The sequence below is a fragment of the Streptosporangium sandarakinum genome, assembly GCF_050942225.1.
GTDB classification, from domain to species: Bacteria; Actinomycetota; Actinomycetes; order Streptosporangiales; family Streptosporangiaceae; genus Streptosporangium; species Streptosporangium nondiastaticum.
In genome coordinates this window covers 349,210-369,452 of sequence record NZ_CP192034.1, presented here as the reverse complement: position 1 = coordinate 369,452, position 20,243 = coordinate 349,210, and the positions used below count along the sequence as shown (strand labels likewise).

At 72.3% G+C, this 20,243-nt stretch carries 17 protein-coding genes; 12 read left to right on the top strand and 5 right to left on the bottom strand.

Annotated features, from left to right (window positions below):
• Both ACQP10_RS01805 and ACQP10_RS01800 read left to right on the top strand, forming a co-directional pair.
• Positions 1-633 carry a response regulator gene (locus ACQP10_RS01805; protein ID WP_179820860.1) on the top strand — a complete coding sequence of 211 codons (633 nt, stop codon included), beginning with the start codon at positions 1-3 and terminating at the stop codon, positions 631-633.
• A gap of 576 nt (positions 634-1,209) precedes the next feature.
• Positions 1,210-1,986 carry a MerR family transcriptional regulator gene (locus tag ACQP10_RS01800; protein WP_433540757.1) on the top strand — a complete coding sequence of 259 codons (777 nt, stop codon included), beginning with the start codon at positions 1,210-1,212 and terminating at the stop codon, positions 1,984-1,986.
• Positions 1,987-2,599: 613 nt separating this feature from the next.
• On the opposite strand, the gene ACQP10_RS01795 is transcribed toward ACQP10_RS01800, so the two are convergent.
• The 3 genes from ACQP10_RS01795 to ACQP10_RS01785 form a co-directional block, all read right to left on the bottom strand.
• A complete protein-coding gene (locus tag ACQP10_RS01795; RefSeq protein WP_433540756.1) occupies positions 2,600-4,390 on the bottom strand; it encodes an NYN domain-containing protein in 1,791 nt (596 codons plus the stop codon).
• A gap of 259 nt (positions 4,391-4,649) precedes the next feature.
• Positions 4,650-5,291, bottom strand: a complete 642-nt coding sequence (locus ACQP10_RS01790; RefSeq protein ID WP_433540755.1) for an anti-sigma factor family protein — start codon at positions 5,289-5,291, stop codon at positions 4,650-4,652.
• Positions 5,233-5,679 carry an RNA polymerase sigma factor gene (locus tag ACQP10_RS01785; RefSeq protein WP_433540754.1) on the bottom strand — a complete coding sequence of 149 codons (447 nt, stop codon included), beginning with the start codon at positions 5,677-5,679 and terminating at the stop codon, positions 5,233-5,235. The genes ACQP10_RS01790 and ACQP10_RS01785 overlap by 59 nt, the downstream gene beginning before the upstream one ends.
• Positions 5,680-5,955: 276 nt before the next feature.
• On the opposite strand from ACQP10_RS01785, the gene pyrE reads away from it, so the two are divergent.
• Entirely contained in the window at positions 5,956-6,492 is a 537-nt protein-coding gene (gene pyrE, locus ACQP10_RS01780) for an orotate phosphoribosyltransferase (protein WP_389992112.1), read from the top strand.
• 82 nt (positions 6,493-6,574) lie between these two features.
• On the opposite strand, the gene ACQP10_RS01775 is transcribed toward pyrE, so the two are convergent.
• The gene (locus ACQP10_RS01775) at positions 6,575-7,366 is read right to left on the bottom strand and encodes a DedA family protein (RefSeq protein ID WP_433540753.1); all 792 of its coding nucleotides are present in this window, start codon (positions 7,364-7,366) and stop codon (positions 6,575-6,577) included.
• A 169-nt stretch (positions 7,367-7,535) separates the two neighbouring features.
• Between ACQP10_RS01775 and fbaA the strand changes: the two genes are divergently transcribed.
• From fbaA to ACQP10_RS01755, 4 genes are all read left to right on the top strand, one after another.
• The gene (gene fbaA / locus ACQP10_RS01770) at positions 7,536-8,558 is read left to right on the top strand and encodes a class II fructose-bisphosphate aldolase (RefSeq protein WP_346018038.1); all 1,023 of its coding nucleotides are present in this window, start codon (positions 7,536-7,538) and stop codon (positions 8,556-8,558) included.
• A gap of 184 nt (positions 8,559-8,742) precedes the next feature.
• Positions 8,743-9,162, top strand: coding sequence for a DUF3151 domain-containing protein (locus ACQP10_RS01765; RefSeq protein WP_179820879.1), 420 nt, complete (start codon positions 8,743-8,745; stop codon positions 9,160-9,162).
• A 127-nt stretch (positions 9,163-9,289) separates the two neighbouring features.
• Positions 9,290-10,573: an adenylosuccinate synthase gene (locus ACQP10_RS01760; protein ID WP_346018039.1), complete on the top strand. Its 1,284-nt coding sequence runs from the start codon at positions 9,290-9,292 to the stop codon at positions 10,571-10,573.
• A gap of 98 nt (positions 10,574-10,671) precedes the next feature.
• Entirely contained in the window at positions 10,672-11,616 is a 945-nt protein-coding gene (locus ACQP10_RS01755; protein ID WP_433540752.1) for a glycerophosphodiester phosphodiesterase family protein, read from the top strand.
• Between the two features lie 92 nt (positions 11,617-11,708).
• Here the strand turns inward: ACQP10_RS01755 and corA are convergent, their stop codons facing one another.
• Complete coding sequence (gene corA, locus ACQP10_RS01750; protein ID WP_179820886.1) at positions 11,709-12,827, bottom strand: magnesium/cobalt transporter CorA; 1,119 nt, start codon at positions 12,825-12,827, stop codon at positions 11,709-11,711.
• A gap of 311 nt (positions 12,828-13,138) precedes the next feature.
• Between corA and purD the strand changes: the two genes are divergently transcribed.
• The 5 genes from purD to ACQP10_RS01725 all read left to right on the top strand — a co-directional run bounded on the left by purD (position 13,139) and on the right by ACQP10_RS01725 (position 20,045).
• A complete protein-coding gene (gene purD, locus ACQP10_RS01745) occupies positions 13,139-14,371 on the top strand; it encodes a phosphoribosylamine--glycine ligase (protein ID WP_346018041.1) in 1,233 nt (410 codons plus the stop codon).
• A gap of 209 nt (positions 14,372-14,580) precedes the next feature.
• Entirely contained in the window at positions 14,581-15,618 is a 1,038-nt protein-coding gene (locus tag ACQP10_RS01740) for a hypothetical protein (protein WP_433540751.1), read from the top strand.
• A gap of 322 nt (positions 15,619-15,940) precedes the next feature.
• Positions 15,941-17,209, top strand: a complete 1,269-nt coding sequence (gene murA / locus ACQP10_RS01735) for a UDP-N-acetylglucosamine 1-carboxyvinyltransferase (RefSeq protein ID WP_346018042.1) — start codon at positions 15,941-15,943, stop codon at positions 17,207-17,209.
• 224 nt (positions 17,210-17,433) lie between these two features.
• The gene (locus ACQP10_RS01730; protein ID WP_179820897.1) at positions 17,434-18,723 is read left to right on the top strand and encodes a GTP cyclohydrolase IIa; all 1,290 of its coding nucleotides are present in this window, start codon (positions 17,434-17,436) and stop codon (positions 18,721-18,723) included.
• 380 nt (positions 18,724-19,103) lie between these two features.
• Positions 19,104-20,045: an EamA family transporter gene (locus ACQP10_RS01725; RefSeq protein ID WP_433540750.1), complete on the top strand. Its 942-nt coding sequence runs from the start codon at positions 19,104-19,106 to the stop codon at positions 20,043-20,045.
• Positions 20,046-20,243 lie beyond the last annotated feature (198 nt).

Here is a 20,243-nt window from a genome sequence, read left to right as displayed (position 1 = left end):
ATGTCCGACCGGGCGAAGATCCTCCTGGTTGACGACCGGGAAGAGAACCTGATCGCGCTCGAGGCCATCCTCAGCTCGCTCGACCTCGTGCCCGTCCGAGCGAGGTCGGGCGAGGAGGCGCTGAAGGCTCTGCTCAACACGGAGTTCGCGCTCATCCTCCTGGACGTCCGCATGCCCGGCATGGACGGGTTCGAAACCGCCTCCCACATCAAGCGGCGCGAACGCACCCGTAACATCCCGATCATCTTCCTGACCGTCGTCGACAGCGCCCCCGACTACGCCTTCCGCAGCTACGCCGCCGGCGCCGTCGACTACCTCACCAAGCCGTTCGACCCGTGGGTGCTGCGGGCGAAGGTCGCGGTGTTCGTCGAGCTCTACAACATGAACCGCCGCCTGGCCGAGCAGGCGTCCATGCTCCGCGACCGGCTCGCCGGCGAACTGCCCCCGGGCGACGCCGCCGACCAGGCGGCCGTGCTCCCGGAGCTGTCGAGGCGTCTGGCCGCGGTGGAGGACGAGTTCATCCGGGTCGGCGAGCTGGCCCGCAAAACCGGTGACCCCAGCCTCACCGGCGCGCTGGCCGACCTCTCCCACCGCCTGGACCACCTCCGCGCCGGCCTCGACGCGCTCTCCTGACCACCTGCCGGGCTGGGGCTTTTCCCGCTGTTCGGGGTATTTCTCCGGTGTTGGGCGGCTTGGTGGGTGCCGGGTCGGTGGTTGCCGGGTTGGTGGGTGCCGGGTTGGTGGGTGCCGGGTTGGTGGGTGCCGGGTTGGTGGGTGGTTCGCGCTGCGGTGGGTGGGTGTTCCGGCCGGCGTTGTGGTTGCTGTCTGATTCCGACCGGCCTTCGGCCTGGCCTCGGGCGCGAGGGTTTCCGGCGTTTTGAAGCCGGCCGGAACACCCACCCACCTCCGCGCCATACCTGACCCGGCCGTACGGCCCGCTCGCCGTAGCTTCCCCCTTTCCGCCCGGCCCACGGCCCTCACCGATGCTGAAGCCACCCGTTGCTCCTGCCTCAGAGCGGGCCGCCGTAGCCTTGCGGCCACACTGACAGGGGAGAGCGCAGGGCCGGGCGCCGTAGCCTCTCCCTTTCGGGCCGCTCATGGTCCCCGCCCATCTTGAGAAGGAATCCGAGGGGCGAGGCAGTAAGAGGTGAGAGCGGGCGGGAGGCCGGGCTTGAACCTCTCGTCGCGTGAGGTCCTAGCGTTGCTGATGTGATCGGGGAAGACGCCACCGCGCGCTGGTGGAGCATCGGTGAGCTGGCTCGGGCCAGTGGGGTCACGGTGCGCACGCTGCGGCACTACGACGAGATCGGCGTGCTGCGATCCGGCGAGCGCACCACGTCGGGCCATCGCCGGTACACCGCGGCTGACCTACGGCGGCTGTACCGGGTGCGGTCACTGCGTGCGCTGGGCATGTCGCTGGATGAGATCAGGGAGGTGCTCGCGTCCTCGCCGGAGGACCCGGCGGCGATGCGGACTCTCCTGAGAACCCAGCTGCGGCAGCTGACGTTCCAGGCGGAACAGACTCAACAGCTGATCGAACAGATTCATGGGTTGCTGCGACAGCTCGACGAGGCGTCGATGCCCGGTTCGGACCAGTTCATGACGACCCTGGAGATGATCTCGATGTTGGAGACCTACTTCACGCAAGAGCAACGCGAGGAACTCGCCCGTCGCCGCGGCGAGCTGGGCGCCGAGGCCGTCGAGGAGGCCAAGACCCACTTCATCGAGCTGGTCGAGCAACTCCTGCGGCACGTGCAGGACGACACTCCTGCCGACGATCCGCAGGTGCGGGAACTCGTCCGGCGCTGGGACGAGCTGGCCACCCCCTTCCACGCTGAAGACACCAGGGGAGAACAGACCAAGGCGGCGGCCCGGCGAATGTGGCAGGAGCACCGCGACCGGCTCAGTGCCCGCCTGCCCTGGCCGACCGAGAAGATGGTCGAGCTCCTGGCGTATCTGGAACGCGCACGGACCACCGCCCACTGAGCGGTCCGTCGTCGCAGCCACCCCACCATAGGACCGCGTTCCTGCTCCCCGGACGACCTGAGTTCCTGCTCGAAGGAAAGGGGCGGGACCATGAGCGGCCCGAAAGGGAGAGGCTACGGCGCCCGGCCCTGCGCTCTCCCCCGCCAGGGTGGCCGCAAGGCTACGGCGGCCCACCCCGGACGGGGAAGCAGAGTGGCTTCAGCATCGGCGAGGGCCGTGGGCCGGGCGGAAAGGGAGAAGCTACGGCGAGCGGGCCGTACGGCCGGGCAAGTCATGGCGCGGAGGTGGGTGGGTGTTCCGGCCGGCTTCAAAACGCCAGAAACCCTCGCGCCCGAGGCCAGGCCGAAGGCCGGGAAACACCAGAGCTCAGCCACAACGCCGGCCGGAACACCCACCCACCGCAGCGCGAACCACCCACCGACCCGGTGACCACCGACCCGCCCAACCACAGAGAAACGCCCCGAATAGCGGAAAAAGCCCCAATCAAAACACCCGCCGCGGTACGCACAAACGACCAGTGCGGCAATCGCCGAATCACTCAAGCCTGCGGGAAAAGCACCAGCCTGAACGGCCGCACAGGCCGGACTTCGCGGTGCGGACCGTCGCGCCCGCGCTAGCGGCGGGCGCGTTCGAGGGCGTCCCAGAAGCCTCGGCGGAGGGCGTGGCGGACCTCGTCATGGAGGAGGAAGTCGATCGGCAGGGAGGAGCCCTGAAGGAGACGCGCCTCAAGGTCGGAGGGCATCCGAGGCTTGCGGGCCAGCACGGCCTCCAGCCACAGGGCGGGGGCGTCCTTGGCGACGGACTCGCCGAAGTCGTAGCCCTCCTTGTGCGCGGCCTTGACCGCGTCGGCGAGGGTGGTGGCGACGCCCGCGGGCATGCTCTGGATCGGCACCGGAGCCGCCTGGGGACCGGTGTAGGCGGACTGGTAACCGGACATGCCTCCGGTCCCGTTCGACGTGTACGGCGAGGCGGCGGGCAACGGGCTGGTCGGCCCGTTGGGGGCCGAGGCCGCCGGGAGCGAGGCCGGGGCGGGCGGGGAGGCCGGAGCCGGGGGCGGGGTGGCGGGAGCCTGCGACTGGGGCGCCGCGGCGGGCGGGAGGGAAGAAGAGGAGGACGGCTCCTGGGGATAACCGGAGTAGGACGGCGGTGCGGGCTGGGAGGTCTGGGCGTGACTCGCCCGGCTCCTCCTTTGCGGAAGGGGGGCGGGGGCCGGAGCGCCGCCCGCGCCGGTGTTCAGGCCGTCGCCCGCGGCACCGATGCCCTGGCCGCCGCCCGCAGCGCCGCCCGGCGTACCGGTGCTCAGGCCACTGCCCGCCGTACCGCCGCCCTGCGCACCACTGTTCAGGCCGCTGCCCGCCGTACCGGAACCCGGGCCGGCGCCGAAACCGCCACCCGCCGTGCCGGGGTTCATGCCGCTGCTCGGGGTGGTGTCGTCCAGGCCGGTCGTGCCACCGCCCAGGCCGCCGGCCGACGTACCGGAGCCCAGGCCGCCCGGACCGCCCGCGCCGCCGTTGCCGCCCAGGCCGGCCGGGCCATCTCCAAGGCCGCTCAGGCCGCCGCTCAGGCCGTTCGGGCCGCCGCTCAGGCCGTTCGGGCCGCCGCTCAGGCCGTTCGGGCCGCCGTTCGGCGTACCGGAGCCCAGGCCGCCGCTCGCGCCGCTCGCGGTGAGGTCGCCGCCCAGAGCGCCTGTGCCGCCGCCCGGACCGCCCGGGCCGCTCATGGCGCCGTTCCGGCCGCCTGCGCCACCGCTCAGTCCCGCGCCGAGGCCGCCTGTGCCGCCGCTCGGCGAGCCGCTGGTCAGGGGTACGGTGACCTGGCCGTTTCCGGCGGCGTGGTGGCCGTTGCCGCGGGCGGGCGAGTCGGCCGCGGCGCCGTTCAGGGTGACGTAGGGCCGCAGGTGGCCGGCGCCGATCTCGATGAGGTCGTCGCACTCCTGGCGCAGCGAGCGGGACACCGCCCAGCTCCCGTCGGCGCCGATGTGCACGACGGTGACGCGGACGCCGAGGTCCTGGGCGTCGCAGACGACCTGGGCGAGGTCCTCGTCACCGCTGACCACGACGGCGTCGCAGACCGCGTTGTTGCGGGCGAGCGTCATCAGGTCGCGGTGGACCTGGGCGTCGACGCCTTCCCGGCGGCCGGGGCGGATGCGTGACAGCCGCAGCTTGAGGCCGGGGATGTCGGCCAGCGTGTCGTGCTCGGGCGTGCGCCGGCCCTCGACGGTCGCCTCGTACCAGTAGCAGCGCAGCACGGGGAGCCCGGTGCGTTCCCGGCACAGGGTGTTGAGGAGCTTCAGCAGGCCCGGGTAGTCCCAGGTGACGGCCTCGCGATGGCGGGTCCCATGCGCGGCCATAGCGCCGTCGGCCAGCAGGTAGCCAGCGTCCACGAACAGCGCGCAGCGATCCACGCGACACCGCCCTTCCTACGTGGCCCGCCTTCGGCCTGAAGAAGCCAGAAAGCACCCTGAGGGATCAGGCAGGCGGCCCTTCCTCAGGGTAATCAAGCAACTGATCGTCTGAGGCTGAATCCCGGCGATTCGACCCGCGCCTGACCATACGCCAGTGTGTCCACGCAGACCGTACCAGTTTGTCCTGTTATTCAGGTCTTCCATAACTGCCCGATTCACCCCGGCCCGTTCGGCCCGTGTCCGAATTCCCGTGAGCGATTCACGGCCGGGGGAGAACGCTTCCCGCCCCCGGTGATCCGTCCGGCGTACGGGCGGACGGGTCCCCGGTGCACCGGTCCGCCGGGGAGGGCGGGGACGGCGTGCCGGGTGGCGGAAAACCGGACCGCGGGCCCGGCGACTCGCCCGCGGACGCCACCGTGAGCGCGGCGGCCAGGGTCACCGTGGCGGTCAGCGCGACGGTCGCCGCGACGGCCGCGAGGGGCCGCCACCAGGAGCCGGAGACCCGCCACCGGCGGAGCCGCCCGCGCACGCCCCTCGCCCGCTCCAGCCCGGTGAGGTAGGCGGGGAACGCCGGGCCCGCGACGAGGGGGCCGACGGCCCGGCGCAGCGCCCGGCCGACGTCGGCCAGTTCCAGGAAGGCGGCGTGGCAGCCGGCACAGCCGTCCATGTGCTCCTCCAGGGCCGCCACGGCGCGCCGGTCGAGGTCCCCTCGCAGGTGAGCGGCCATTTTCCGGAGCGTGGGGCGGCAGCCGATCCGCAGGTCGCCGGCCAGGCGGGTCCGGATGTACGCCTGGCGCAGCCCTCCCGCGCGGTGCGGGCGAGCGCGGCCGCGCCGTCGGGGGTCAGGCCCAGCAGGGGCGCGATCTCGGCCGGTCCGGCCCGCTCCGCTCCCGTGTGCCACAGGACGAGCCGCCAGCGTTCCGGCAGCGAGAAGAAGACACGTGCCATCGGCGCGCGCTCCGGCCCGGCCAGGGCCGGGCCCGCCGGGAACGTCCCCGGCCGGGCCGGCGCTCCCCTCGCCCGCGGTCGCGGATCGTCCGGCGGAGCGCGGCGAGCAGCCATGGCCGGAACGCCTCTCGCGGACCGCCGCCGTCCCTGACCAGCAGCAGGAGCGCGGTGAAGGTCTCCGCGACGGCGGTCTCGGCCTCGACGGGGTCGCGGACGAGGCGGCGCGCGAGGATCCGGGCCGCCGTGGCGTGCCGTTCGTACAGCGTGCCGTAGGCCGCGGCGTTCCCGCCCCGCGTCGCGGCCAGCAGGTCGGCGTCTCCTTGAGGCCCTACCGCGCTCATCGAGAACCCTCCGTTACTCTGAGTAGCAGTATCGGTGATTCCGCACTCGGGGTGATGGCTAAACCGGGACCGCGGTTTTGCCGGGGTCGCGGCGCGGGTAAAGCCGGCCCCGGAGGCGCGGAACCCGGGTACGGCTCAGCGGCGGCCAGGCGGGAGCGGCGGAGCGGCCAGGCGGGGCTGGCAGGCGGGGCTGGCAGGAGCGCCGGAGCGGGCGGGGACGGAGCGTGAGGCGGGGCGGGAACGGCGTGCCGGGGATGCCGCCCTAACCTTGTTGCCATGAGCGATCGTGAGAGCCTGCTGGCCGAGATCAAGAGCAAGGGTGTCGTGCACGGCAAGGTCGTGCTGTCCTCCGGCAAGGAGGCGGACTTCTACGTGGACATGCGGAAGGTGACCCTGGACGGGCAGGCGGCTCCGCTGGTGGGCCGGGTCATGCTGGACCTCACCGAGGACCTCGACTACGACGCGGTGGGCGGGCTCACCCTGGGGGCCGACCCGGTCGCGGCGGCCATGCTGCACGCGGCGGCGGCCCGGGGCCGCAGACTCGACGCGTTCGTGGTGCGCAAGGCGCAGAAGGTCCACGGGCTGCAGCGCAGGATCGAGGGCCCGGACGTCGCGGGGCGGCGGGTGCTGGCGGTGGAGGACACCTCCACGACCGGCGGGTCCGCGCTGACCGCGGTGGAGGCGCTGCGCGAGGCGGGCGCCGAGGTGGTGGCGGTGGCCGTGGTCGTGGACCGGGGCGCGGCGGCGGCGGTCGCCGAGGCGGGCCTGCCGTACCGGAGCGCCTACGGTCTGGAGGAGCTCGACCTGGCCTGAAAGCGGCGTCCCGGCTCGTCACCACCGTGCCTCACCCGCATGGTGGTGACCCCGCGTCACCGCCGGGCGTCGTCCCGCGCGGTCACCACTGGCCGTCGCCCCACGGGGCGGACGTGTCGCGGTGGTGCCTGCCCCGGGGGCGGGCGACACCGGCCTCGCCCTGCGGACCCTGAACGCCCGGCACGCCCTGGACACCCTGGGTGCCGGGGGCGGCCGGACCGCCGGGTCCGCCGCCCCTGCGGCTCTTCACGATCTCCAGGATGATCGGGATGATCGAGATCAGGATGACGACCAGGGCACCCGGCAGGATGTACTTGTCGATGTCGGGCACGGCCGAGCCGACCAGCCGGCCGAAGACCAGCATGCCGTCGGTCCAGATGATGCCGCCGATGCAGTTCCACAGGAAGAACCGCTTGCGGTCCATGCCGAGCATGCCGGCGACCGGGTTGAGGAACGTCCGGACGATGGGGATGAACCGGGCGAGCACCACCGCCCTGGCCGGGCCGAACTTCTGGAAGTAGTGCTCGGCCTTGTCGACGTACTCCTTCTTGAAGAGCCTGGAGTCGGGGCGGTCGAACATCCTTCGGCCGTAGGTGGCGCCGAGGTGGTGCCCGAGCTGGGCGCCGGCGATGGCGCACAGGGGCGCCAGGATCAGCAGCAGGGGGAACGACAGAGGCGCGAGCCCCGGGATGGCGGCGGCGGCCTCGGCCGTGCTGAAGATGCCCGCGGCGACCAGCAGCGAGTCGCCGGGCAGGAAGAAGCCGAGCAGCAGCCCGGTCTCGGCGAAGATGATGCCGAGCACGCCGGCCGTGGCGAACGGGCCGAGCAGGCCGAGCCACCACTTGGGGTCGAGGAGGTTGTGCAGGAGGTCCATCAGCGTGAAGCCTACCCCGCCGGGGATTACCGTCGAGGTCGTCTGGGCATGCGAAGGGACGGTGGCGGAACTATCGGGCCGGACCAGGACCCTGGATACTGGCCAAGGGCCCGGTCCGCGCCGAGCCCCGCGCCAGCCGCCTTAAGCCGTCTCGTAGGGAGATGACACCATGCCCATCGCGACCCCAGAGGTATACGCCGAGATGCTCGACCGGGCGAAGGCGAACGAGTTCGCCTATCCGGCGATCAACGTGACCTCGTCCCAGACCCTGAACGCCGCGCTCCGCGGCTTCGCCGAGGCGGAGAGCGACGGGATCATCCAGGTGTCCACCGGTGGCGCCGAGTTCCTGTCCGGCGCGAGCGTCAAGGACATGGTGACGGGTGCCAGGGCGTTCGCGGAGTACGCCCGCGTCGTGGCGGAGAAGTACCCGGTGACGGTCGCGCTGCACACCGACCACTGTCCCAAGGACAAGCTGGACAAGTTCGTCCGGCCGTTGCTCGACATCTCCCTTGAGCGGGTGTCGCGGGGTGAGGACCCGCTGTTCCAGTCGCACATGTGGGACGGCTCGGCCGTGCCGCTGGACGAGAACCTGGAGATCGCGCAGGAGCTCCTGGACAAGGCGGCCCGCGCGAGGATCGTGCTGGAGGCGGAGATCGGCGTGGTCGGCGGCGAGGAGGACGGCGTCGTCGGCGAGATGAACGAGAAGCTCTACACGACGGTCGGGGACGCCCTGGCCACGGCCGAGGCGATGGGCCTGGGCGAGCGGGGCCGCTACATGCTCGCCGCGACCTTCGGCAACGTGCACGGCGTCTACAAGCCGGGCCACGTCAAGCTCCGCCCGAGCGTGCTGAAGGACATCCAGGAGGCCGTGGGCGCCAAGTACGGCAAGGAGAAGCCGTTCAGCCTCGTCTTCCACGGCGGCTCCGGCTCCGCCCTGGAGGAGATCCAGGAGGCGATCTCCTACGGCGTGGTCAAGATGAACATCGACACCGACACCCAGTACGCCTTCACCCGGCCGATCGCCGACCACATGTTCCGCAACTACGACGGCGTGCTGAAGGTGGACGGCGACGTCGGCGACAAGAAGACCTACGACCCCCGCTCGTACGGCAAGGCCGCCGAGGTCGGCATGGCCGCCCGCGTGGTCGAGGCCTGCCGGCACCTGAGGTCCGCGGGCACGAAGATCTCCTGATCAGCGGCGCCGGGGCGGCTCCCGGACGACGCGTGACGTGACGGCGCCGGAACGACTCCCGGACGGCGCCCGGCGTCAGGGGAGCCGCTCCGGACGCCCGGTGCGGCGCCGGGGCGGCTCCCCCGGCGCGGACAACCGGGGGTCGTTCTTCGCCAGGACCGACGGAAGAGGTAGGACTGTCCCCATGGAAACGCACGAGAACCTTCTCGCCGGCCCGCCGCCGACCCGGCTGCCGGACCTGCCCGAGGCCAGGGAGGCGCTGGAATCCGGCGTCCAGGCATCCGACGTCGCCGCGCGCTTCCCCGCCTACCCGGCGGCCTGGGCCGCGCTCGCGGACGAGTACTTCGCGGGCGGCCACGCGGTGACGTCGTACGCGTTCGCGCGCACCGGCTACCACCGCGGCCTCGACCAGCTGCGCCGCGCGGGCTGGAAGGGCCACGGACCCGTCCCCTGGGAGCACGAGCCCAACCGGGGCTTCCTGCGCTGCCTGCACGCGCTGTGCCGGGCGGCCACGGCCATCGGGGAGAAGGACGAGGCCGAACGCTGTCTGCAGTTCCTGAAGGACGCGAGCCCCGAGGCGGCCGAGGTTCTCAGCGCCCGCTGACGCCGTTGGATCTCCCGCCGGGAGGGCGGGAGATCCCCATACCGGATTCGTTCGGGTATTCTCACCACGCAAGAGCCCCAGTCGCGATTGCGTCCGGGGTTTTCGTTTTTGCGGTGGGAGAAAAGCGATGTCGGCAGTCGTTCTCGTGGGTGCCCAGTGGGGCGATGAGGGCAAGGGTAAGGCGACCGACCTTCTCGGCGACCGAGTTGACTACGTCGTCAGATACCAGGGCGGGAACAACGCCGGTCACACGGTCGTCATCGGCGACCAGAAGTACGCCCTGCACCTGCTGCCGACCGGTGTGCTCTCGCCGAACGTCGTCCCGGTGATCGGCAACGGCGTGGTCGTCGACCCGGGCGTGCTGCTGAGCGAGATCGACGGGCTCAGCGAGCGGGGCGTCTCCTCGGAGCGACTGCTGATCTCCGCCGACGCGCACCTGATCATGCCGCACCACAAGGCCATCGACAAGGTGACCGAGCGCTTCCTCGGCAAGGCCAGGATCGGCACCACCGGCCGGGGCATCGGCCCGGCCTACGGCGACAAGGTCTACCGGATGGGCGTGCGGGTCCAGGACCTCCTCGACCCGGGCATCCTGCGCAAGAAGATCGAGGCCGCGCTTCAGGAGAAGAACCAGGTCCTCACCAAGCTCTACAACCGCCGGGCGATCGAGGCCGACAAGGTCCTGGAGGAGTACCTCGGCTACGCCGAACGCCTCAAGCCGCACATCGCCGACACCTCGCTGATCCTGAACAGGGCGCTGGACGACGGTAAGACCGTGCTGCTGGAGGGCGGTCAGGGCACGCTGCTCGACCTCGACCACGGCACGTACCCGTTCGTCACCTCCTCCTCCCCGACGAGCGGCGGCGCCTGCGCCGGCTCGGGCATCCCGCCGACCCGGCTCACCCGCGTGATCGGCATCCTGAAGGCGTACACCACCCGTGTCGGCTCCGGCCCGTTCCCCACGGAGCTGACCGACGAGATGGGCGAGTGGCTGCGCACCACCGGCGGCGAGTACGGCGTCACCACCGGCCGCAACCGCCGCTGCGGCTGGTTCGACGCGGTGATCGCCCGTTACGCCAGCCGTATCAACGGCGTCACCGACTTCTTCCTCACCAAGCTCGACGTGCTGTCGGGCCTGGAGCGGATCCCGGTCTGCGTGGCCTACGAGGTGGACGGCGTCCGCCACGACGAGATCCCGATGACCCAGACGGACTTCCACCACGCCAAGCCGGTGTACGAGGAGTTCCCGGGCTGGCAGGAGGACATCTCCGGGGCCACGTCGTTCGACGAGCTGCCGCCCAACGCCCAGGCGTACGTCAGGGCGCTGGAGGAGATGAGCGGCGCCCGGATCTCCGCGATCGGCGTCGGGCCGGGCCGTACCCAGACGCTCCAGCTGCACTCGCTGATCTGATCTCCTTGACCTGAGGTTCATCCCGGTGACACGCGCCCGTTGCACGGCGGGCGCGTGTCGTACGGGCGTTCGGCACGGGAGATCGATAAGGTCCCCCCGTGCATGTCGAGATTCACGGCCACAGGGGGGCCCGCGGGCTCCGTCCGGAGAACACGCTTCCCGGTTTAGCCCACGCCCTGGAGCTGGGAGTCGACGCGCTGGAGTTCGACGTCGTGATGACGGCCGACCGGTGCCTGGTGCTCAGCCATGACCTGACCGTCTCCCCGGTGACCAGCGCCGACCGCGGGCCGGTCTTCCCCGGCGACCCGCTCTTCCCCTACGTCGGCAGGCCCGTCGGCGCGCTGACGCTGGCGCAGCTGCGCACCCTCGACTGCGGGGTCCGGCGCCCGCGCTCCGAGACCGACCGGTTCGCCGCGACGCAGGTGCCGGTGCCCGACACCCGGATGCCGACGTTCGGCGCCGTGCTGGGCCTGGTGGACGCCTACGGCGCGGACGACGTGCGGATGCACGTGGAGCTGAAGTCCGACCCGTCCAGGCCCGAGCTCACCGCCGATCCCGCGGAGTTCACCGAGGCCGTGGTGGCCGAGCTGGCCCGCCACCGCAGGCTCGGCGGGGCGGCGATCCTCAGCTTCGACTGGCGGATCCTGGACGTGGCCCGCTCGCTCGTCCCCGACGTCCCCCGGTACGCGCTGATCGAGCACGCCACCATGGACGCGGTCTGGCTCGCGGGCCTGCACCTGGCGGACTTCGGCGGCGACGTGCCGGCCGCCGCGGCGGCGGCCGGGGGCACCGTGCTGTCGCCCGCGCACGTCATGGTCGACGTGGAGCTGGCGCGGCAGGCGGAGAAGCACGAGCTGCCGGTGGTGCCCTGGACGGTCAACCACCCCGGCCGGGCCGCGGAGCTGCTCGACCTCGGGGTGGCCGGGATCGTGACCGACTACCCCGACCGGATGCGCGCGCTGTGGGCGGAGCGGGGTCTGCCCGTCCCCCCGCCCGTCACCGTCCCCGCTCCGTCCCCGGCTCCGGTCCTGGCCCGCGCGTAGGTCCGGGGAAGGCCGCCCGCGCCCTTCCCCGGCCGTACGGCGGGCGTTCCGAACCGGGGCCCGCGCCGTACGGCGCGGCCCGGCCCGTGCCGCTACATCCAGCCGTTGCGGCGGAAGCCCCGGTAGAGCAGCGAGCAGGCGATGACCATCGCGCCGATCACCAGCGGGTAGCCGAAGACCGAGTCGAGCTCGGGCATGTGCTTGAAGTTCATGCCATAGATGCCGGCGATCATCGTCGGGACCGCCATGATGGCCACCCACGCGGAGATCTTCCGCATGTCCTCGTTGGCGAGGGCGTTGGAGCGGGCCAGCGCCGCCTGCAGGATCGAGTTGCACAGCTCGTTGGACGACTCGACCTGCTCGCAGACGCGGGCCAGGTGGTCGACGACGTCGCGGAAGTACTCGCGCATCTCCGAGGGGATCATGCGGCGCTGGGCCAGCGACGACATGGGCGACTGGAGCGGCGTGACGGACCGCTTCATCTCGATCATCTCGCGCTTGAGGTTGTAGATGCGGCCGATGTCGCGGGCGCTGACGTCGGCGAAGACCATGGCCTCGACGTCCTCCAGCTCGGCCTGCATCAGGTCGGCCACGGTGAGGTACTTGTCCACGACGTGGTCGGCGATCGCGTGCAGCACGCCGGTCGGGCCGCGGTCGAGGAGGCGGGGGTCGTCCTCCAGGCGCTCGCGCACCACCGACAGCGGGCAGAGCCCGCCGTGCCGTACGGTCACCACGAAGTCGGGCCCGACGAACATCATGATCTCGCCGGTGTCGATGATCTCGCTGGTGGCGGTGAGCACGTCGTGGTCGAGGTAGGCGACGGTCTTCAGGACCACGAACAGCGAGTCGCCGTACCGTTCGACCTTGGGGCGCTGGTGAGCCTTGACGGCGTCCTCGACGGCGAGCGGGTGCAGGGCGAAGACCTCCGCCAGCCACTCGACCTCGGGGGCGTCGGGTTCGTGCAGCCCCACCCAGACGAACGCGTTGCCGTTCTCCTCGGCCGCGTTGTGCCGGCGGACGATCTCCAGGGCGTCGGGGATGCCCAGCGCCTCGATCTTCTTGCCGCCGATGTAGGCGGCGTACTCGACCAGCGAGTCGCTGGGCGGGACGCACCGGCCGGCGGCCCTGACGCGGGCGGAGGCGGCGGGGGCGTGCGGAGCCCGCACGACGCGGGCGTGCTTGATCCGGGGAAAGAGAAGCGAGGAGCGCATGGCAGGCCTTCCCGCCCGGCCTGGGCCGTTCACGCGCGACGCGATGTCACCTCGGTTCTGCGGAGAAAAGCGCGCGATGCCCGCCGGGCAATGATGCGGAGTGGTCAAGGGTGCGCACCGAAGACGTGCGCGTGCACGTACTGCTGGGATCGCCAGAGGACATCCCCAACCACCTCCAATCACCCTGAGAGAGGCAAAGCCGCCCAAACCTAGCACAGAAGTCGGGTGCCCTCCAGCTTACTCCTGGCCGTGACGGCCGTCCGCCGAACCGGGAGGACCGCCGTCCGGCGGGGACCGATAGGCTCTCGCACGTGCGCGTTCTTGTGATTGGTTCCGGCGGGCGCGAGCACGCCCTGTGCCGGGCGCTGGCGGCGGATCCCGAGGTCACCGAAGTCCACTGCGCTCCCGGAAACGCGGGCATCGCGCGGGTGGCGACCCTCCACGCGGTGACCCCGACCGACCCGGACCGGGTCGCCGGGCTGGCCGTGGAGCTGGGGGCCGGCCTGGTGGTGGTGGGCCCGGAGGCTCCGCTGGTCGCCGGGGTGGCCGACGCGGTCCGGGCGGCGGGCGTCCCCTGCTTCGGGCCGTCGGCGGAGGCGGCCCGCATCGAGGGGTCCAAGGCGTTCGCCAAGGAGATCATGGCCGCGGCGGGCGTGCCCACCGCGCGGTCGCGCACCTGCGTCACCCCCGAGGAGACCGCCGCGGCGCTGGACGAGTTCGGCGCGCCGTACGTGGTGAAGGACGACGGGCTCGCGGCCGGCAAGGGCGTGGTCGTCACCGGCGACCGCGACGAGGCGCTGCGGCACGCCGCCGCCTGCGGGCGGGTCGTCATCGAGGAGTTCCTCGACGGCCCCGAGGTGTCGCTGTTCGCCCTGTGCGACGGCTCCACGGCCGTGCCGCTCCAGCCCGCCCAGGACCACAAGCGCGCCTACGACGGCGACGAGGGGCCCAACACCGGCGGCATGGGCGCCTACACGCCGCTGCCGTGGGCGCCCGCGGACCTCGCGGAGCGGGTGATGGCCGAGACCGTCATCCCGACGGTCACCGAGCTGGCCCGGCGCGGCACCCCGTACACCGGGGTGCTGTTCGTCGGCCTGGCCCTCACCGCCGAGGGGCCGAAGGTCATCGAGTTCAACGCGCGGTTCGGCGACCCGGAGACCCAGGTGGTGCTCGACCGGCTCGCCACGCCGCTGGGCCGGCTGCTGCTGGCCTGCGCGAGCGGCACGCTGGGCGGCTTCGGGCCGCTGTCGTGGCGCGAGGGCGCCGCGGTGACCGTGGTCGTCGCGGCGGAGAACTACCCCGGCGAGCCGGTGAAGGGCGACGTGATCGAGGGGCTCTCCGACGTCGGCGGGGACGCCTACGTGCTGCACTCCGGGACGGCCGCCGACGGCGACCGCGTCGTCTCCAACGGCGGGCGGGTGCTCAGCGTGGTCGGCACCGGCCCGGACGTGGCGGCGGCGCGCGCGGCGGCCTACGAGGCGGTCGGCCGCGTCCGGATGCGCGGCTCGCACCACCGCACCGACATCGCGTCACGCGCCCTCTGAAGCCGCGGGCACGGCGCCCCGGGCCCCGGGCCTCTTCGCGGCGCCGCCCCCGTACGGCGGGCGCGGCCGGGGCGGCCCGGACGCCCGCGGGAGACGCCGGGGCGGCACGGTGAACCCGTGGGGGGCGGGAGACGTAGCGTGGAGGAGGCATGCCCCGATGAGCAGGGGGCAGGTGCCGCCCGTCCCGCCGCGCCCCCCTCGGAGGAACGATGACGCTCGACTCCCCGGTGTCGCTCGAACGGATCGGTGACACCGGCGTGCTGCGCTGGCCGGGCACCTGGCGGGTGTACGTCGCCACGCGCAGCGAGGAGATCAGGGCCGACGCCGAGCGCGCCCTGGCCCTGCGTGACGAGGCGGGCCAGCTCGTCTCGGTCGGCGAGGGCATCGGAACCCACCTGGCCCGCGCGGAGACCTACGCCCGCAGCAGGCACGGGCTGCGGCGCTGGCTGACCGGCCAGGCCATCGAGGGCGCCTGGTCCAACATCAACAGCGCGACCGTCATGCTGTACGGCGTGCTGCCCACGGTGGAGCTGTGCGGCAGGTGCCCGGAGGTGGTGGCGATCGGCCGGGCCTACCTCCCCGCCGACGACCCCCGCCTGGTGCACCTGCAGGCCAGGCTCGCCGCCGGCGACCTGGGCGAGGACGACAGGCCGCTGATGCAGTCGGTGCTGCGCGCCGCCTACACCGCCCAGGCCATGGAGACGGGGCGGGTCCGCAGCTTCCGCAACCTGCTGCTCGCCGGGGTGATGATGCTCACCCTGCTCGTGCTGGGCGTGGTCGCCGTCGGCGCGATCTGGCCCGAGGTCGTCCCGATGTGCGGGAACCAGGCGGTGATCCAGGCCCAGGGGCTGATGCCCGCGCAGATCTGCCCGACCGGCGGGCGCAGTCCGGGCCACGGCGATGTCCCGCTCGTCGCCCTGGTCGGGATGCTGGGCGCGGCGCTGGCCACCGCGGCCTCGCTGTCCACCCGGTCGGAGCAGTCCACCCGCTACTCGCTGGCCGTGGTGCAGAACCTCCTCAAAGCGCCGGCCGGGGTCGCCACGGCCGTGCTCGGCCTGCTGATCCTGAACTCCGGCTTCGTCCCCGGTTTCGCCGGGCTCGGCTCGCAGCCGGCGATCCTGGTGTGGGCCATGGCGTTCGGGTACGGCCAGCAACTCGTCACCCGCTTCGTCGACCAGCGCGCCGACACCCTGTTGTCGGCCGCCTCCCCGCTGACCCCCGCCGCGCGGGGGACCCGGGCGGCGTGAATAAAATCGGGGCGGTGAAGCACGTGCCCTGGGGCGGGCTCCCGTGACCCCCGGTCGCCTCCGCGCCGCCCCGGCGACCGTCCCGGACGACCCCCGCGAAAGACCCCCGTACCGCCCTTCCGTTCCCCCCGGACCGCCGAGCGGACGCGTGACCCTCACCCGGAGTTCACGCGCCCCCCGACTGTTCGGCCGTTCGAGGGGTAGTTCCCGCACGAAGCGGCCTGTTCAGGGACATCCAGCGGCTACTGTTGGCCGGTAGCCGCCCCGGCTGTCGCGCTTCGCCGTAGACGTACAACCGCCCCACCTGCAAGGAGCATTACGAATGGTCCGTTACCGCGTGCGCGGTGGCAATCCCCTCCGTGGAACCGCCTTCATCCAGGGAGCCAAGAACGCCGTCCTTCCGATGATCGGCGCCGCGCTCCTGGCGGCCAAGGGCCGCACCGTGCTGCGCAACGTGCCGATCATCGAGGACGTCCGCCGCGCGGTCGAACTGGCCGAGGCGATCGGCGCGAAGGTCGAGCTCCACGAGGCGGAGCGCACGCTGGTCATCGACGCGTCCACGCTGTCGAGCCCGGTGCTGCCCGCGGAGATCGCCCGCCGCTTCCGCGGCTCGGTGCTGTTCGTGCCCGCGCTGCTGCACCGCCTCGGCGAGGCCGTCATCGAGGGCGTCGGCGGGTGCAACCTCGGCAGCCGCAACCTCGACTTCCACTACCTGGGCTACAAGCGCCTCGGCGCGGTGGTGGACGAGGGCGACGCCGTCATCCACGTCAAGGCCGCCGGCTTCACCGGCGCCACCCTCTACCTCGACACCCCCTCGCACACCGGCACCGAGAACCTCATCATGGCGGGCGTCCTCGGGCGCGGCACCACCGTGATCGAGAACGCGGCGCTGGAGCCCGAGGTCCTCGACGTGATCGAGATGCTGACCCGGATGGGCGCGAAGATCAGCGGCGGCGGGACCGGCTTCATCACCGTCGAGGGCGTGGAGGAGCTGCAGGCCGTCGAGCACACCGTGATGCCCGACCGTCTCGACGCGGGCGTGTTCGCCATGGCGGCGGCCATCACCGGCGGCGAGGTCAACCTGGTCGGCGCCGACCTCGACCACCTCGGCGTGGTCCGCTACAAGCTGGAGCAGATGGGGGTGGAGTTCGCCGACCACGGCGCGGTGCTCCATGTGCGCCGGGACCGTCCGCTGCGCCCGATCAACGTCATCACCGACACCTACCCCGGCTTCGCCACCGACCTGCAGTCGCCGATCATGACGGTCGCCTGCCTCGCCGACGGCGCCAGCTACATTCACGAGCGCATTTTCGACGGCCGGTTCGCGTTGGCCTCCGAACTGAACAAGATGGGCGCCGACATCGAGGTCAAGGAGAACAGCGCGGTCGTCCGCGGCGCCACTCCGCTGACCGGAACGTCGGTGACCGCGCACGACCTTCGTTCGGGAATCGCCCTCGTGCTCGCCGGTCTGGCCGCCGAAGGGGAGACCGTCATCGAATCCGGATATCTCATCGACCGCGGCCACTCATATCTCGCCGAGCGTATGCAGGCCCTGGGCGGCGATGTGACCCGGGAGATTTCTCCCGCGTAATCGCCGGTTCACGCCTCCCCTAAAGCCGGGATGACCTGTGTAAACGATGGAAGTAAGGGGTTTACCCCCGAACTTGCCTCCAGAATTGACATCAAATCGGGCGTGACATTACGGCCATCACAAGCGATCGTTCCAAAAGAGAGCCGAAACAAACGGATGGCATGATGGGACGAACATTGGTCGAGCGAGCTGAAGAAGCTCCACGAGTGTCACGCCCGGGTGCCATGACACCGGACCTCACTATCGGTGTCGTGGGACCCCATGACCTCGTCGAGCGAGTGATGTTGATGGGACACGCGGCGGCCCCGCTGCCCTGTCGCCTGGTAGCCGCTGCATACCGGGACGAGCAGGAGGCCTCCGACAAGGTCAACCGTTTGGGTGCGGGGGTGGACGCCTGCCTGTTCGCCAGCCCCGTCCCCTACGACCTGGCCCGGCGTTCGGGGGTGCTGACGATGCCCGCGACGTACGTCCAGCTCGGCGGCGCCGCCCTGATCGCCGCGCTGGCGAGGGCGGCGCTGGACGAGCGGATCGACCCCCGCCGGGTCAGCGTGGACGTGTTGAGCCGGGCGGACGTCGAGGAGGCCTACGCCGACCTCGGCCTACCCGCGGGCGAGGTGCACAGCCGTGACGAGCCCGGGGCCACCGGGACGATCACGGCCTTCCATGAGCGCCTCGTCCGCCAGGGCCTCAGCACCGGCGCGCTGACGTGCCTGCCCGCGGTCGCCGACCGCCTGCAGGCGGCGGGGGTGCCGACGATCAGGATCCGCCCGACCTCCGCCGCGATCCGTACGGCGCTGCACACCGCGACCCTGCTGGGCGCCCACCACCGGTTGGAGGAGTCACAGCTCACCGTGATCCTGGTGGAGGTGCCCACGCTGCGCGAGCCGGTCCGCCGGGCCGCGCCGCGTCACTGGCGGGACGAGCTGCGGCTGTCGCTGCACCGGCTGCTGGTGCAGGAGGCCAACCGGATCAACGCGGCGGTGACCCCGGTCGACGACCACAGCTACATGGTGACCGCGACGCGGGGTTCGGTGGCCACGGCCACCGAGGGGTTCCGGGTGCTGCCGTTCGCCGCCCGGGTGCGCGAGGAGCTGGGCCTGGCGGTGGAGGTGGGGGTCGGCATGGGCCGTACCGCCCACGACGCCGAGGCCCACGCCCGCGCGGCCATGGCGCGCACGCAGGCGGGCAAGCAGGCGCAGGGCTTCGCGGTGGACCGCGAGGGCAGGGCGCTGGTCCCGGCGCCGAGGATGCCTCCCCAGGGCGGTGGGCAGCTCAAGCCGAAGGGCGTGGAGGTGCTGGCCAGGCTGGCGGCCAAGCTGGAGGGCGGGGACACGGTGGTGGACGCGGAGAGCGCGGGCAAGATGCTCGGCGTCACCCCGCGGACGGCACGGCGGTTGCTGCGCACGCTGGTGGACGAGGGACTCGCGTGGCCGCTTCCGCCGAACCGCACCCCCCAGCCGGGCCGGCCCCGCCAGCTGTACCGGTTGATCGTGGAGAAGCTCGGCGGTCACTGAGGCGACCACCGGGCCGGCCACCGAGCGTCCGCTGTGCGGTCAGCCGTCACTGTACGGTCATCCGAGCCGTCACCGTACGGCCGCTGAGCGGTCGCCCGAGCGGTCACCGAGCCCCTGCGGCCTTCCGCGGCCGGGTGACCCCGCCCTCGCACGGCGGGGTCCCCGGGCTCCGCGGTTCGCCCCCCGGGCCCGGCGGCTTCCTTCCGCCCCCGGCGGCTTCCGGGAGCCCGGTGGTTCCGGGGTCCGGTGGTTCGTCTTCAGGCTTCATGGCTTCCCCGGATCCGGCGGTTCACTCCTGATCCGGCGACTCGCCCCTCGCCCATCTCAATGTCTGAAATATGCGGCATGACGATCGGGCGCAGGGGCTATTGTCATGCGTCATGAGCCGTGACACTGCTGTCGGCCCCCGGCCGCTCCTCGTGTGGGGAGCGCTCGCGATCGTGTACGTCGTGTGGGGGTCCACCTACCTGGGGATCAGGTTCGCGATCGAGACGATCCCACCGCTGAGCAGTGGCGCGATGCGCTTCCTGGCGGCCTCTCCGATCCTGGCGCTCGCGGTGCTCGCGCTGCGGGGGCGGCGGGCCTTCCGGATGACCGCGAGGGAGGCCGGCGGGGCCGCGCTGGTGGGGCTGCTGCTGCTGACCGGCGGCAACGGCATGGTCGCGGTGGCCGAGCAGCACATCTCCAGCGGGCTGGCCGCGCTGCTGGTGGCCTCGGTGCCGCTGTGGCTGGTCATCTTGCGGCTCATCGCCAGGGACCGGCCGCGGACGCTGACCCTCACCGGGGTGCTGCTCGGATTCGGCGGGGTGGCCGGGCTGTCGCTGACCGGCGGGAGCGGTTCGGGCGACGGCGTGGGGATCGCCATCATCCTGTTCGGGTCGCTGTCGTGGACGGTCGGATCATTCCTGTCGGCCAGGATCCCGATGCCCGCCGACCCCTTCGCCGCGAGCGCGGTCGAGATGGCCGCGGGCGGCGCCGGGCTGGTGCTGGTCGCCTCCGTCGCGGGTGAACACGTGGACTTCGGGGCCATCTCGGGGGCGTCCTGGGCGGGACTGGCCTACCTGGTCGCGATGGGCTCCCTGGTGGGCTTCACGGCCTACGTCTGGCTGCTGGGCAACGCCCCGATCTCACTCGTCTCCACCTACGCCTACGTCAACCCGGCGGTGGCGGTCGCCCTGGGCGCGCTCGTCATGCACGAGGCGGTCACCGTCCCGATGCTCGTGGCGGGCCTGGTGATCGTCCTGGGCGTGGCCCTGGTGGTCTCCACCGAACGCCGCGGCCGGACGCGGACGGCCGCCGAGGAGGAACCGGCGGCCGCCTGACGGCGCGCCGGGACGGGGCCGTACGCGGCGGACGCGGGCCATGCACGGCGGACGCGGACCATGCGGGCCGTGCGCGGACCACGCGGGCCCGTACGCGGCGGGCGCGGGGCGTACATGTCGGGCGTGGGCCGTACGCGAATCACGCGGGCCCGTACGCGGCGGGCGTGGGGTCGTGGGTTTCGCCGCGGGCCCGGCGGA

Excerpts from the sequence above, each read along its gene's own strand:
- corA (WP_179820886.1), bottom strand. The coding sequence starts at position 12,827 with ATGCGCTCCTCGCTTCTCTTTCCCCGGATCAAGCACGCCCGCGTCGTG.
- ACQP10_RS01760 (WP_346018039.1), top strand. The coding sequence starts at position 9,290 with ATGTCGGCAGTCGTTCTCGTGGGTGCCCAGTGGGGCGATGAGGGCAAG.
- ACQP10_RS01730 (WP_179820897.1), top strand. The coding sequence starts at position 17,434 with ATGACACCGGACCTCACTATCGGTGTCGTGGGACCCCATGACCTCGTC.
- murA (WP_346018042.1), top strand. The coding sequence starts at position 15,941 with ATGGTCCGTTACCGCGTGCGCGGTGGCAATCCCCTCCGTGGAACCGCC.
- ACQP10_RS01740 (WP_433540751.1), top strand. The coding sequence starts at position 14,581 with ATGACGCTCGACTCCCCGGTGTCGCTCGAACGGATCGGTGACACCGGC.
- ACQP10_RS01775 (WP_433540753.1), bottom strand. The coding sequence starts at position 7,366 with ATGGACCTCCTGCACAACCTCCTCGACCCCAAGTGGTGGCTCGGCCTG.
- ACQP10_RS01785 (WP_433540754.1), bottom strand. The coding sequence starts at position 5,679 with ATGAGCGCGGTAGGGCCTCAAGGAGACGCCGACCTGCTGGCCGCGACG.
- pyrE (WP_389992112.1), top strand. The coding sequence starts at position 5,956 with ATGAGCGATCGTGAGAGCCTGCTGGCCGAGATCAAGAGCAAGGGTGTC.
- ACQP10_RS01805 (WP_179820860.1), top strand. The coding sequence starts at position 1 with ATGTCCGACCGGGCGAAGATCCTCCTGGTTGACGACCGGGAAGAGAAC.
- fbaA (WP_346018038.1), top strand. The coding sequence starts at position 7,536 with ATGCCCATCGCGACCCCAGAGGTATACGCCGAGATGCTCGACCGGGCG.
- ACQP10_RS01765 (WP_179820879.1), top strand. The coding sequence starts at position 8,743 with ATGGAAACGCACGAGAACCTTCTCGCCGGCCCGCCGCCGACCCGGCTG.
- ACQP10_RS01725 (WP_433540750.1), top strand. The coding sequence starts at position 19,104 with ATGAGCCGTGACACTGCTGTCGGCCCCCGGCCGCTCCTCGTGTGGGGA.